Below are 12,763 nucleotides of genomic sequence, written 5' to 3'. Positions count from 1 at the left end.
GCTAATAAAGCGCTCTAGTACGCACCTGCAGGATCTCCCCGCCCCAGGGCTCATCGGGCTCCCGCTCAACATCCACGCCCCCATCAGCACAGCGAGGTGCACAGGGACATGCGCAGACACCGCCGATCCGCCGCTCTCACCGCCGCCGCCCTCGTCGGCGCCCTCCTCGTCGCCGGCTGCTCCAGCAGTTCCGGCGGGAAGGAGTCCGAGGAGGGCTCCGCCAACGCCTCCGCGGGCAAGGCCGACACTCCCCGGATGACGATCGCCTTGATCACCCACGCCTCCCCCGGCGACACCTTCTGGGACATCGTCCGCAAGGGTGCCGAGGCCGCCGCCGCCAAGGACAACGTCAAGCTCGTCTACTCAAGCGACCCCAGCGCCGGCACCCAGGCGAACCTCGTGCAGAACGCCATCGACCAGAAGGTCGACGGCATCGCGCTGACCGCCGCCAAGCCGGACGCCATGAAGGACGTGGTCGCCAAGGCGAAGGCGGCCGGTATCCCGGTCGTCGGCTTCAACTCCGGCCTGGACAACTGGAAAGACCTCGGCATGCTGGAGTACTTCGGGCAGGACGAGAACATCGCGGGCCAGGCCTTCGGCGAGCGGCTCGACCAGCTCGGCGCCAAGCACGCCCTCTGCGTGATCCAGGAGCAGGGCCAGGTCGCTCTCGAAGCCCGTTGCGCCGGTCTGAAGAAGGGCTTCAGCGGCAAGACCGACACGCTGTACGTCAACGGCACCGACATGCCGTCCGTGAAGTCGACCATCACCGCCAAGCTCAAGCAGGACTCCTCGATCGACCAGGTGGTCACCCTGGGCGCGCCCATCGCGCTGACCGCCGTGCAGTCGGTGTCCGACGCGGGCACCGAGTCGAAGGTGGCGACCTTCGACCTCAGCAGGGATCTGGTGAAGGCCGTCCAGAGCGGCACAGTCGAGTTCGCCGTCGACCAACAGCCCTACCTCCAGGGCTACTTGGCCATCGACGCCCTGTGGCTGTACCGGACCAACGGCAACTTCAGCGGCGGCGGAACCGCCCCGGTGCTGACCGGGCCCGCGTTCATCACCAAGGACAACGTCGACCAGGTCGCCGAGTTCGCGGCGAAGGGGACGCGCTGAGGGCAGAGCTCAGACCGGCTTCTCGGGCGGCGGCACGCTGGTCCCGCGTACCACCAGCTTCGGGTCCAGCACCGCCTCCCGGGGCGCCGAGTCCGGGTCGTCCAGGCGTTCCACGGCGAATCGCACCGCGTGCTCGGCCATGAGCACCGCGTCCTGCCGGACCGTGGTGAGGCCGACCGGCATGAGATGGGAGAGGTGGCTGTCGTCGTAGCCCACGACCGACAAGTCGCGCGGAACCTCCACGCCCGCCCGCGTCAGCGCCATCAACAGGCCCATCGCGCAACGGTCATTGCCCGCCAGGACCGCCGTCGGCAGGGGTCGGCCGCTGTCCCGTTCCGCGAGGAACAGGCGGCCGGCCTCGATGCCGGACTCCTCGGTGTGGTCGCCGGGGACGACCCGCAGCTCGTCCTCCAGGCCGTGGCGGCGCATCGCGGCCCGGTAGGCGCGGCGTCGCTCCGCCGAGCCGGGGCCCCGGCCGCCGTCGATGTGCACGATGCGGCGGTGGCCCAACTCGACGAGGTGGTCCATGGCTTGGCGGATGCCCTTGCTCTCGGCGGTGTGGACGCTGTCGACCCGGGCGCCGAGCACCCGCCGGCCGACCGACACGACGGCGGTACGTCCGCCGAGGGCGTCGAGGTCCGCCGCGTCCGCGCCCGGACCGAGCAGGATCACCGCCTCGCAGCGGTGGCTGAGCAGTGACTCGACCGCCTTCGCCTCGCCGCGTCCCGGCGCGGTGGCGGACAGCACGACGTCGTAACCGAGCCGCTCCGCCTCGCCGTAGATGCCCTCCAACAGGTCGGCGTGGAAGGTCTGATGGGCCGTGAACATCACACCGAGCGTGCGGCTGCGGCCACGGGCCAGCAGCCGGGCCGCGTTGTCGGGGCGGTAGCCGATCTCGTCGGCCACCCGCAGCACCCGCTCCCGGGTCTCCTGACTCGCCCCCGGCTGATCGCGGAAGACGATCGAGACGAGCGCGCGGGAGACGCCCGCCTTCTCGGCGACGTCCGCCATCGTGGGCCGCTGCCTGCCCGATGCATCCACCTGTGAACCCACCCTTCGACGCGGCCCACCCTAAGGGCGCTCTCGGAATTCCCCGGCAACAAGCTATTGACATGACATTTGGACAGGGGCCATCGTACTCGCACTAGAGCGCGCTAGTAGAGCGCGACAGACACCGATTCCCCGACGAAGGCCGCTCAGGTCGGGCCGGGGCGAAGGGACCACCAGCGTGATGTCGTTCGAAGTGCTGACCATGGGCCGCGTCGGAGTGGATGTGTATCCGCTCCAGACAGGGGTGGGACTGGCGGAGGTCACCTCGTTCGGCAAGTACCTGGGCGGCAGCCCGACCAACGTCGCGGTGGCCGCCGCACGCCATGGCCGAGCCGCCGCCGTGATCACCAAGACCGGCCGGGACCCGTTCGGCGACTTCGTCCGGACGGCCCTGGACGGATACGGCGTCGACAGCCGGTTCGTCGGTACGTCGGACATCGCGCCGACGCCGGTGACGTTCTGCGAGATCTTTCCGCCGGACGACTTCCCGCTGTACTTCTACCGGCTGGCCGAGGCTCCCGACCTCGACATCCAGCCGGACGAGCTGGACCTGGACGCCGTGCGGGACGCGGGCATCTTCTGGATCACCGGCACCGGGCTCAGCGAAGAACCGAGCCGCTCCGCCACCCTCGCCGCCCTGGCCCACCGGGCGAAGCGCGGCACGACCGTCTTCGACCTCGACTGGCGGCCGGTGTTCTGGAAGGACACGGTATGGACCGACCCGGCCGAGGTCCGGGCCGCCTACGCGGAGGCCCTGCGCCACACCACCATCGCCGTCGGCAATCTCGACGAGTGCGAGGTGGCGACCGGCGAGCGCGAACCGTCCGCCGCCGCGAAGGCGCTGCTGGCGGCCGGCGTCGAGCTGGCCGTGGTCAAGCAGGGCCCGAAGGGCGTGCTGGCCATGGACCGCGACGGGCGGTCGGTCGAGATCCCGCCGGTCCCCGTGGACGTGGTCAACGGGCTCGGCGCCGGTGACGCCTTCGGCGGCGCCCTGTGCCACGGGCTGCTGTCCGGCTGGGACCTCCCCCGCACCGTCGCCTTCGCCAACGCCGCCGGCGCCCTCGTCGCTGGCCGGCTGGCCTGTTCCGAGGCGATGCCCACCGAAGCCGAGGTCGACGAGAAGCTGCGTGAGGTGAACCGTGCCGTCTGAGAAGGTGACCCGCATCGTCGACACCCGGGTAGGCGACCCCGGTGCCATCGCGGCGGCCGCCGCCGCCCGGGTCCGCGCGACCTCGCCGCTCGGCGAACACGGCAAGGCGATGATCATCGCCGCCGACCATCCCGCGCGCGGCGCCAACGCGGTGGGCGGCGACCCGAACGCCATGGCCGACCGCTTCGAACTCCTGGACCGCATGTGCGTCGCCCTGGAGCGCCCGGGCGTCACCGGCGTGCTGGGCACCGCCGACATCCTGGAGGACCTGCTGCTGCTCGGCGTCCTCGACGGCAAGAGCGTCTTCGGCTCCATGAACCGCGCCGGGCTCGCCGGTTCGATCTTCGAGATCGACGACCGGTTCACCGGATACGACGCCGAGACGATCGCCGCGATGGGCTTCGACGGCGGCAAGATGCTCACCCGAATCGCCCTCGGCGACCCCGCCACCCCCTCCCTCCTGGAGAACACGGCCCATGCCGTCGACGAGCTGAATGACCGTCAACTCATCGCCATGGTCGAGCCGTTCCTGTCGGAGTGGCAGGACGGACGGATCCGCAACGACCTCTCCACGGACGCCGTCGTCAAGTCCGTCACCATCGCGGCGGGACTGGGCCGCCGTACCGCGTACACCTGGCTGAAGCTGCCGGTCGTGGCGGACATGGAGCGTGTGCTCGCCGCCTCCACCCTGCCCGCGCTGCTGCTCGGCGGCGAAGTCACCGACCCCGACGCGGCCTTCGCCTCCTGGGGCCGCGCGCTGAAGCAGCCCACCGCGCAGGGCCTGGTCGTGGGCCGTTCCCTGCTCTACCCCTCGGGCGGCGATATCGCCGGCGCCGTCGACAAGGCGGTGAGCCTGCTGTGAGCGGCAAGTACCACCTGCCGAAGGGGACTTCGGCCGAGGGTCCCTACGAACTCCTGGTCACGCCCGAGTCGGCGGGCTGGGGATACTCCGGCCTCGGGATCCTGAACCTGAGGCCGGGTGAGGCGCACACCCTGTCCACCGGGGAGTCCGAGTTCCTGGTCCTGCCGCTGAGCGGTGGCTGCACGGTCACCGTCGACGGGCGGAGCCTCGAACTCGACGGCCGGACGGACGTGTTCGCCTCGGTCACCGACTTCGCGTATCTGCCGCGCGAGGCGGAGGCCGTCATCAGCAGCGCCACCGGCGGGAGGTTCGCGCTGCCCTCCGCCCGTACCGAGCGGGGAGGTCACTCGGCTCGGTACGGGCGCAAGGAGGACGTACCCGTCGAACTGCGCGGCGCCGGCGCCTTGTCCCGGCAGGTCAACAACTACTGCCTGCCCGGCACCTTCGACGCCGAGCAGCTGCTGGTCTGCGAGGTGCTCACCCCCGGCGGCAACTGGTCCTCCTACCCGCCCCACAAGCACGACGAGGCCCGGCCCGGCGAGGAGTCGGAGCTGGAGGAGATCTACTACTTCGAGGTCTCCGGCGGCGAAAGCGGCTTCGGCTACCTGGGGGTGCCCCCGCGCGAGCGAAGCCGAGCGTGGGGGAGGGTGTACGGCACCCCTGAGCGGCCCATCGACGTGCTCGCCGAGGTCCGCTCCGGCGACGCCGTGCTGATCCCGCACGGCTGGCACGGCCCGTCGATCGCCGCGCCCGGTTACGACCTCTACTACCTCAACATCATGGCCGGTCCGGGCCAGGACCGCGCCTGGCTGATCTGCGACGACCCGGCGCACGGGTGGGTGCGCTCCACGTGGGAGTCCCAGGACGTCGACGACCGGCTGCCCTTCGGAGACCACCGATGAACACCATTCGACTCACCACCGCCCAGGCCCTCGTCCGCTTCCTGGCGAACCAGTACAGCGAGCGCGACGGCCAGGAGCAGCGGCTGATCCCCGGCGTGTGGGGCATCTTCGGGCACGGGAACGTGGCCGGGATCGGGCAGGCGCTGCTGCAGGCCGCCGTCACCCAAGAGGCCGATCTCCCCTACTACTTGGCGCGCAACGAGCAGGGCATGGTGCACGCGTCGGTGGCGTACGCCAAGATGCGCGACCGGCTGGCCACCTTCGCCTGCACTGCGTCGACGGGCCCCGGCTCGACGAACATGATCACGGGTGCGGCTCTCGCCACCACCAACCGGCTGCCGGTCCTGCTGCTGCCCAGCGACATGTTCGCCACCCGCGCCGCGGACCCCGTGCTCCAGCAACTGGAGGACACCCGCTGCGGGGACGTCACCGTCAACGACGCCTTCCGGGCCGTGTCGAAGTACTTCGACCGGATCTCGCGCCCCGAGCAGCTCATCCCGGCCGCCCTCGCCGCGATGCGGGTGCTGACCGATCCGGTGGAGACCGGTGCCGTCACGCTGGCGCTGCCGCAGGACGTGCAGGCCGAGGCATACGACTGGCCGGCCGGCTTCTTCCGGCGCCGGGTCTGGCATGTGGGCCGCCCGGTGCCGGAGCCCCAAGCGGTCGAGCGGGCCGCCGCGCTCATCCGCGGGGCGAAGAGGCCGCTGATCGTGGCGGGCGGCGGTGCCGTCTACTCCGGCGCCGAGACCGAACTGCGCGCCTTCGCCGAGGCCACCGGCATTCCGGTCGCCGACACCCACGCGGGCAAGGGCGCGGTGCCGTGGGACCACCCGTACGCCGTCGGCGGCATCGGGTCCACCGGGTCGTACGCCGCCAATGAGCTGGCGCGCGAGGCCGATGTGGTCCTCGGCATCGGCACCCGGTACTCCGACTTCACCACCGCGAGCCACACCGTCTTCGGCGACCCGGAGGTCACGTTCGTCAACCTCAACGTGGCCCGCCTGGACGCCGTGAAGCACTCGGCGGAGCCGCTGGTCGCGGACGCCCGCCTCGGGCTCCAGGCCCTCGCCGGAGCGCTCTCGGACTGGCAGGTCCCGGCCGAGTACCGGGCGCGGACGCGTGAACTCATCGCCCGCACACGGGAGATCGAGGACGCCTGCTTCACCGTCGGGCACGGTCCGCTACCCGCCCAGACCGAGATCCTCGGCGCGCTCAACGCCGTACTCGACGACCGCGATGTCGTCATCAACGCGGCCGGCTCCATGCCCGGCGACCTCCAACAGCTGTGGCGGGCCCGGGATCCGAAGGCCTACCACGTGGAGTACGCCTACTCCTGCATGGGCTACGAGGTGGCCGCCGGGGTCGGTGCCAAGATGGCCGACCCGTCGCGCGAGGTCGTCGTCCTGGTCGGCGACGGCTCCTATCTGATGATGGCTCAGGAGATCGTGACCATGGTCTCCGAAGGCCTGAAGGTCATCATCGTCCTGGTCCAGAACCACGGCTTCGCCTCCATCGGTGCCCTGTCCGAGTCCCTCGGCTCGCAGCGCTTCGGCACCCAGTACCGCTACCGGGACGGGGATTCGGGCCTCCTCGACGGTGACGTCCTCCCCGTCGACCTCGCCGCGAACGCCTCCAGCCTCGGCGCGGACGTCCTGCACGCCACGAGCGTCGAGGAGTTCCGCACGGCGATGGAGAAGGCGAAGGCCGCGAGCCGCACCACCGTCGTGCATGTCGAGACCGACCTCCACGGCCCCAACCCGCCCGGCCACGGCTGGTGGGACGTGCCCGTCAGCGAGGTCTCGGAACTCGACTCCACCAGGGCCGCCCACAAGGCGTACGCCGCCCACAAGCTCACCCAGCGCCACTACCTGTAAGGAAACCGTCGAAGTGAAGACCATCCAGCACTGGATCAACGGCTCACCGGTCCCCGGCGCCCTGACCGCCGCCGTGTTCAACCCGGCCACCGGCGCCGAACAGGCCCGGGTCGCCCTGGGCGGCGCCGCCGAGGTGGACGCCGCGGTCACCGCCGCCGCGCACGCCTTCGAGGCCTGGTCGGAGTCCTCCCTCAGCCGGCGCACCCAGGTCATGTTCGCCTTCCGGCAGTTGCTCGTCGAGCACGAGGAGGAGCTGGGCCGGATCATCTCCGCCGAGCACGGCAAGACCGTCGACGACGCGCGCGGCGAGATCGTGCGCGGACGGGAGGTCGTGGAGTACGCCTGCGGTCTCGGCGACGTCCTGAAGGGGTCCTTCTCCGACCAGGTCTCGCGCGGTGTCGATGTGCACAACTTCCGTCAGCCGCTCGGTGTGGTCGCGGGCATCACGCCGTTCAACTTCCCGGCCATGGTGCCACTTTGGATGCACCCCATCGCCATCGCGACCGGTAACACCTTCATCCTCAAGCCGAGCGAGCGCGATCCGTCGGCCGCCGACTTCGTCGCCGAGCTGTACCGGAAGGCCGGTCTGCCCGACGGTGTCTTCAATGTGGTGCACGGCGGCAAGGACGCCGTGGACGCGATCCTCACCCACGCCGGGATCCAGGCCGTGTCCTTCGTCGGGTCGACGCCGATCGCCAAGTACGTGCACGAGAAGGCCACGGCGGCGGGTAAGCGCGTCCAGGCCCTCGGCGGCGCCAAGAACCACGCCGTCGTCCTGCCCGACGCCGACCTGGAGTTCGCCGCCGATCACATCACCGCGGGCGCCTACGGCTCGGCCGGTGAGCGCTGCATGGCCGTCTCGGTGGCCGTCGCCGTGGGTGACGCGGCCGACGGTCTGGTCGAGGTGCTGGAGCGCAAGGCGCGCGAGGTGAAGGTCGGTCCGGGTGACGCGCCGGGCGTGGAGATGGGCCCGCTGGTCACCAAGGCCGCCCAGGAGCGCGTCGAGAACGCCGTCGGCACGGCTGCCGCACAGGGCGCGACCGTGGTCGTCGACGGACGCGGCCTGAAGATCGACGGTCACGAGGACGGCTTCTTCACCGGCCCGTCCCTGCTCGACCACGTCACCGCCGAGATGGACGCCTACAAGGAGGAACTCTTCGGCCCCGTCCTCGCGATCGTCCGCGTCGACACCCTCGACGAGGCGATCGACCTGGTCAACGCCAACCCTTACGGCAACGGCACCGCCCTGTTCACCGCCTCCGGCGAGGCCGCCCGTCGCTTCCAGCGCAAGGTCAGGGTCGGGATGATCGGCGTCAATGTGCCGGTGCCCGTGCCGATGTCGTACTACTCCTTCGGCGGCTGGAAGGACTCCCTCATCGGCGACTCGCCGATCCACGGCCCCGAGGGCATCCGCTTCTACACCCGCCCCAAGGTCGTCACCACCCGCTGGCCCCAGCCGAAGCAGCAGGTCGCCGCCGGGTTCACCTTCCCCACCTCCAACTGACTCCCCGAAGGAACACGTCATGGCAACGGCGCCATCCACACCGCTCCGCACCACCGCAGGCAACCTCTGCCTGGGCTCCGCCCCCGACTCCTGGGGGATCTGGTTCCCCGAGGACGAACAGCAGGTGTCGTACACCCGCTTCCTCGACGAGCTCGCCGAGGCCGGCTACCAGTGGCTCGAACTGGGCCCCTACGGCTACCTCCCCACCGACCCCCAGCGCCTGAAGGAGGAGCTCGACGCCCGTGGCCTGAAGGTCTCCGGCGGCACCGCGTTCGGCGCGCTGCACCGGCCCGAGGCCTGGGACGACATGCTCGCCCACGTCCGCCAGGTCGCCGCGCTGACCCAGGCAGCGGGCGCCCACCACCTGGTCCTCATCCCGCCGATGTACCGGGACGAGAAGACCGGCGCGTACACCGAGTCCCCCGAGCTGACCGCCGAGCAGTGGGCCGGGTTCGGCAAGGCCGCCGACCGGCTGGGCGAGCTGCTCCTCGACGAGTACGACGTGCGGCTCGTCATTCACCCGCACGCGGACAGCCACATCCAGACCCAGCCGGAGATCGAGCGGCTGCTCAACGAGTCGGACTCCCGCTGCACGAACCTGTGCCTGGACACCGGGCACGTCGCCTACGGCGGCGGGGACAACCTCGATCTGATCCGCCGGTTCGGCGAGCGCGTCGGCTACGTCCACATCAAGCAGATGGACCCGGACGTCCTCGCCCAAGTCGCCGCCGAGGACCTCTCGTTCGGCGAGGCCGTCAAGCGCGGGGTGTGTGTCTCGCCCCCGGCGGGCGTGCCGGACCCGGCCGAGGTGGTGGCCGAACTCGCCCGGCTCGACGCCGAGTTGTTCGTGATCGTCGAGCAGGACCTGTACCCGTGCGCTCCCGAGGTGCCGCTGCCGATCGCGGTACGCACCCGTGAGCACCTGGTCGGCTGCGGCCTCACCGGAACCCGACGCCCGACCCTGAACCGTTAAGGAGGCGGCCATGGACGTCCGGGACGACGCGATTCAGGCCCCTGCCCTGACGAACGACACCCCGCCAGCCGTCTCACGGCGGCTGCGGGTCATCACGATCGTCGCCACCTTCGGCGGACTGCTCTTCGGCTACGACACCGGCGTCATCAACGGCGCCCTGCCGTACATGACCGACGACCTCGGCCTGACCCCGGTCACCGAGGGCATGGTCACCAGCTCCCTTCTGCTCGGCGCGGCCCTCGGGGCGGTCGTCGGCGGACGGCTGTCGGACGCGCGCGGCCGGCGCCGTACGATCCTCACCCTCGCGGTGCTGTTCTTCATCGGCGCGCTGGGCTGCACGCTCGCGCCGACCACGGCCGTGATGGTCGTGGCCCGGTTCGTGCTCGGCCTCGCGGTCGGCGGGGCGTCGGTGACCGTGCCGGTGTACCTCGCGGAGATCTCGCCCGCCGAGCGGCGCGGAGCGCTGGTCACCCGTAACGAACTCATGATCGTCTCAGGCCAGTTGCTGGCGTTCACCTCCAACGCGATCATCGCTCAGGTCGGCGGCGAGTCCGGTGGGGTCTGGCGCTGGATGCTCGTCATCGCGACCCTCCCCGCGGTCGTGCTCTGGTTCGGCATGCTGGTGATGCCGGAGAGCCCGCGCTGGCTCGCCTCGCAGAGCCGGTTCTCCGAAGCGCTGGACGTGCTCAAGCAGGTCCGGGCACGGCAGCGGGCCGAGGCGGAACTCGCCGAGGTGTCCGCGCTCGCCGTCAAGGACGAGCAGGAGAAACTCGGCGGCTGGCAGGACATGAAGACCGTGCCGTGGGTGCGCAGGCTGATGTTCGTCGGCTTCGGCATCGCGATCGTGCAGCAGATCACCGGCGTCAACACGATCATGTACTACGGCACCCAGATCCTCACCGACGCCGGCTTCACCTCGGACAGCGCCCTCACCGCGAACATCGCCAACGGTGTGATCTCGGTGCTGGCCACCTTCGTCGGGATCTGGCTGCTGAGCCGCGTCAACCGGCGCCCGATGCTGATGGCCGGTCAGATCGGCACCACCGGCGCCCTGTTGCTGATCGGCATCTTCTCCCTCGCGCTGCCCGAGGGCACTGGACGGGCGTACGCCGTGCTCGCCATGACGGTCACCTTCCTCGCCTTCCAGCAGGGCGCGATCTCGCCGGTGACCTGGCTGATGCTCTCGGAGATCTTCCCGATGCGGATGCGCGGGTTCGGCATGGGAGTCGCGGCCGTGGTGCTGTGGCTGACCAACTTCGTGATCGGTCTGGTGTTCCCCTCCCTGGTCGACGGGATCGGGATCTCCAGCACGTTCTTCCTGTTCGTGGTGGTGGGGCTCGCCTCCCTCACCTTCGTGAAGCTCTACGTCCCCGAGACCAAGGGCCGCACCCTCGAAACCCTCGAAGCCGAACTCCGGGCGCGCTTCTCCTAGTTAGGACGGAACCATGACTGTACGCATCGGAGTGATCGGCGCCGGCTGGATCGGCAAGGAGCACATCCGGCGGCTCACCGACACCGTCACCGGTGCCCGGGTCAGCGCGGTCACCGACATCGACTCCGCCCGCGCCGAGGAGGCGGCGGCGCCGGTCGGCGCCCGGGTGCTGCCCGACGGCGCGGCCGTGATCGCGGCGAACGACGTCGACGCCGTCCTGGTGACGTCCTGGGGCCCGACGCACGCCGAGCATGTGCTGGGCGCGATAGCCGCCGGGAAGCCGGTGTTCTGCGAGAAGCCGCTCGCCACCACCGCCGAGGACTGCCTGAGGATCATCGAGGCGGAGCAGGCGCACGGCCGCCGGCTCGTCCAGGTCGGCTTCATGCGCCGCTACGACACCGGCTACCGGCAACTGAAGCAGGTCATCGACTCGGGCCGGATCGGCCGGCCGCTGATCGTGCACTGCGCCCACCGCAACCCGACCGTCCCCGAGTCGTATACGTCCTCGATGGCCGCCCTGGACACGGCGGTGCACGAGGTGGACGTACTGCGCTGGCTGCTCGACGACGAGATCGTCTCCACCCAGGTGCTCACCCCGCGCGCCACGAGCAAGCGGTTCGCACATCTGAAGGACCCGCAGATCATGCTCTTCGAGACGGCCAAGGGCGTCCGCATCGATCTGGAGGTCTTCGTCAACTGCCAGTACGGCTACGACATCCAGTGCGAGGCGGTCGGCGAGGAGGGCCTCGTACGGCTGCCGGATCCGGCCGCGGTCGGGGTGCGCACCGCCGGGCAGCACAGCACCGAGGTGCTGACGGACTGGGTGGGCCGTTTCCGGGACGCCTTCGACACCGAGTTCCGTGAGTGGATCGCGGGGCTCGCCGCCGGAGACGAGCCCGCCGGGCCCTCGGCCTGGGATGGTTACGCCGCCACCGTCATCACCGCCGCCACCGTCGAGGCCCTGGAGTCGGGCCGCGTCGTCACCACCGACCTCAAGCCCCGTCCCGCCTTCTACGGAGGTGCCGCGTGAAGATCGCCCTCGACCCGTACATGTTCCGCGCGCTGCCCATCGACGAGATGGTGCGCACGGTCGCCGAACTCGGCTACGAGTACATCGAGTTGTCGCCGCGCGAGGACTTCATGCCGTTCTTCCTGCACCCGCGGGCGGACGACGAGCGCGTCGCGGAGCTGAAGAACGCCCTGCGCGCGCACGGTGTCCGGCTCTCCTCCGTGCTGCCGCTCTACAAGTGGTCGTCGCCGGACGAGTCGGAGCGGCAGGCCGCGGTCCGCTACTGGAAGCGGATGATCGAGATCACCTCCGATCTCGAATGCCCGCTGATGAACAGCGAGTTCAACGGCCGTCCCGAGCGCGCCGCCGAGAGCGAGGCCGCCTTCTGGCGCTCGATGGAGGAGCTGCTGCCCCTCTTCGAGCGGGAGGGCATCGCCCTCAACCTGGAGGCGCACCCGGACGACTTCTGCGAGGAGAACACCCCGGCCGTCGACCTGGTCCGCGCGATCAACAAGCCGTGGGTGAACTACCTCTACTGCGCCCCGCACTCCTTCCACCTGTCCGGCGCCGACCCGACGGCGGACATCGCGGCGATGATGCGGTACGCGGGCGACAAGCTCCAGCACGTGCACATCGCGGACACCTTCAACCACAAGGGTTCCTCGGGCCTGCGCTACATCCTCAACCCGCCCGGCACCCCGGCCCGTATCCACCAGCACCTGGACATCGGTCAGGGCGAGGTGGACTGGGACGCCTTCTTCGGCACCCTGCGCGACCTCGGCTTCGACGGCGTGGCCACGGCCTGTGTGTTCGCGTGGGAGGAACGGGCCCGGGAGTCCTCGGCGTTCATGCTGGACCGCATCCGGAAGGAGCTCACCGCCTGAGCCACGGCTC

General features: G+C 70.4%; 11 protein-coding genes. 10 read left to right on the top strand and 1 reads right to left on the bottom strand.

The window, feature by feature from the left end:
• Nucleotides 1–108 precede the first annotated feature (108 nt).
• Nucleotides 109–1,113, top strand: a complete 1,005-nt coding sequence (locus tag H4N64_RS01115) for a sugar ABC transporter substrate-binding protein (protein WP_186280003.1) — start codon at nucleotides 109–111, stop codon at nucleotides 1,111–1,113.
• A gap of 9 nt (nucleotides 1,114–1,122) precedes the next feature.
• Here H4N64_RS01115 and H4N64_RS01110 read toward each other — a convergent pair whose 3' ends face one another.
• On the bottom strand, nucleotides 1,123–2,124 hold the full coding sequence (locus H4N64_RS01110; RefSeq protein ID WP_186280001.1) for a LacI family DNA-binding transcriptional regulator: 1,002 nt from the start codon (nucleotides 2,122–2,124) through the stop codon (nucleotides 1,123–1,125).
• A gap of 220 nt (nucleotides 2,125–2,344) precedes the next feature.
• Between H4N64_RS01110 and iolC the strand changes: the two genes are divergently transcribed.
• The 9 genes from iolC to H4N64_RS01065 are packed head-to-tail and all read left to right on the top strand — an operon-like array spanning nucleotide 2,345 to nucleotide 12,753.
• A complete protein-coding gene (gene iolC / locus H4N64_RS01105; protein WP_186279999.1) occupies nucleotides 2,345–3,313 on the top strand; it encodes a 5-dehydro-2-deoxygluconokinase in 969 nt (322 codons plus the stop codon).
• Complete coding sequence (locus tag H4N64_RS01100) at nucleotides 3,303–4,175, top strand: Cgl0159 family (beta/alpha)8-fold protein (RefSeq protein ID WP_186279997.1); 873 nt, start codon at nucleotides 3,303–3,305, stop codon at nucleotides 4,173–4,175. Before iolC ends, H4N64_RS01100 begins: the two co-directional genes overlap by 11 nt.
• Nucleotides 4,172–5,077, top strand: coding sequence for a 5-deoxy-glucuronate isomerase (gene iolB / locus H4N64_RS01095; protein ID WP_186279995.1), 906 nt, complete (start codon nucleotides 4,172–4,174; stop codon nucleotides 5,075–5,077). The genes H4N64_RS01100 and iolB overlap by 4 nt, the downstream gene beginning before the upstream one ends.
• Nucleotides 5,074–6,951 carry a 3D-(3,5/4)-trihydroxycyclohexane-1,2-dione acylhydrolase (decyclizing) gene (gene iolD / locus H4N64_RS01090; protein ID WP_186279993.1) on the top strand — a complete coding sequence of 626 codons (1,878 nt, stop codon included), beginning with the start codon at nucleotides 5,074–5,076 and terminating at the stop codon, nucleotides 6,949–6,951. The genes iolB and iolD overlap by 4 nt, the downstream gene beginning before the upstream one ends.
• Nucleotides 6,952–6,964: 13 nt before the next feature.
• Nucleotides 6,965–8,455, top strand: coding sequence for a CoA-acylating methylmalonate-semialdehyde dehydrogenase (locus tag H4N64_RS01085; RefSeq protein WP_186279991.1), 1,491 nt, complete (start codon nucleotides 6,965–6,967; stop codon nucleotides 8,453–8,455).
• A 19-nt stretch (nucleotides 8,456–8,474) separates the two neighbouring features.
• On the top strand, nucleotides 8,475–9,428 hold the full coding sequence (locus H4N64_RS01080) for a TIM barrel protein (RefSeq protein ID WP_186279990.1): 954 nt from the start codon (nucleotides 8,475–8,477) through the stop codon (nucleotides 9,426–9,428).
• A 10-nt stretch (nucleotides 9,429–9,438) separates the two neighbouring features.
• Entirely contained in the window at nucleotides 9,439–10,860 is a 1,422-nt protein-coding gene (locus H4N64_RS01075; RefSeq protein WP_186279988.1) for a sugar porter family MFS transporter, read from the top strand.
• A 13-nt stretch (nucleotides 10,861–10,873) separates the two neighbouring features.
• Nucleotides 10,874–11,890 carry a Gfo/Idh/MocA family protein gene (locus H4N64_RS01070; RefSeq protein ID WP_186279986.1) on the top strand — a complete coding sequence of 339 codons (1,017 nt, stop codon included), beginning with the start codon at nucleotides 10,874–10,876 and terminating at the stop codon, nucleotides 11,888–11,890.
• Nucleotides 11,887–12,753, top strand: a complete 867-nt coding sequence (locus H4N64_RS01065; RefSeq protein WP_186279984.1) for a TIM barrel protein — start codon at nucleotides 11,887–11,889, stop codon at nucleotides 12,751–12,753. The genes H4N64_RS01070 and H4N64_RS01065 overlap by 4 nt, the downstream gene beginning before the upstream one ends.
• The last annotated feature ends 10 nt before the right edge of the window (nucleotides 12,754–12,763 follow it).

The organism is Streptomyces cupreus (assembly GCF_014257025.1).
GTDB classification, from domain to species: domain Bacteria; phylum Actinomycetota; class Actinomycetes; order Streptomycetales; family Streptomycetaceae; genus Streptomyces; species Streptomyces cupreus.
The sequence above is the reverse complement of the archived record's forward strand: the minus strand, read 5'-3'. Positions and strand labels throughout refer to the sequence as shown.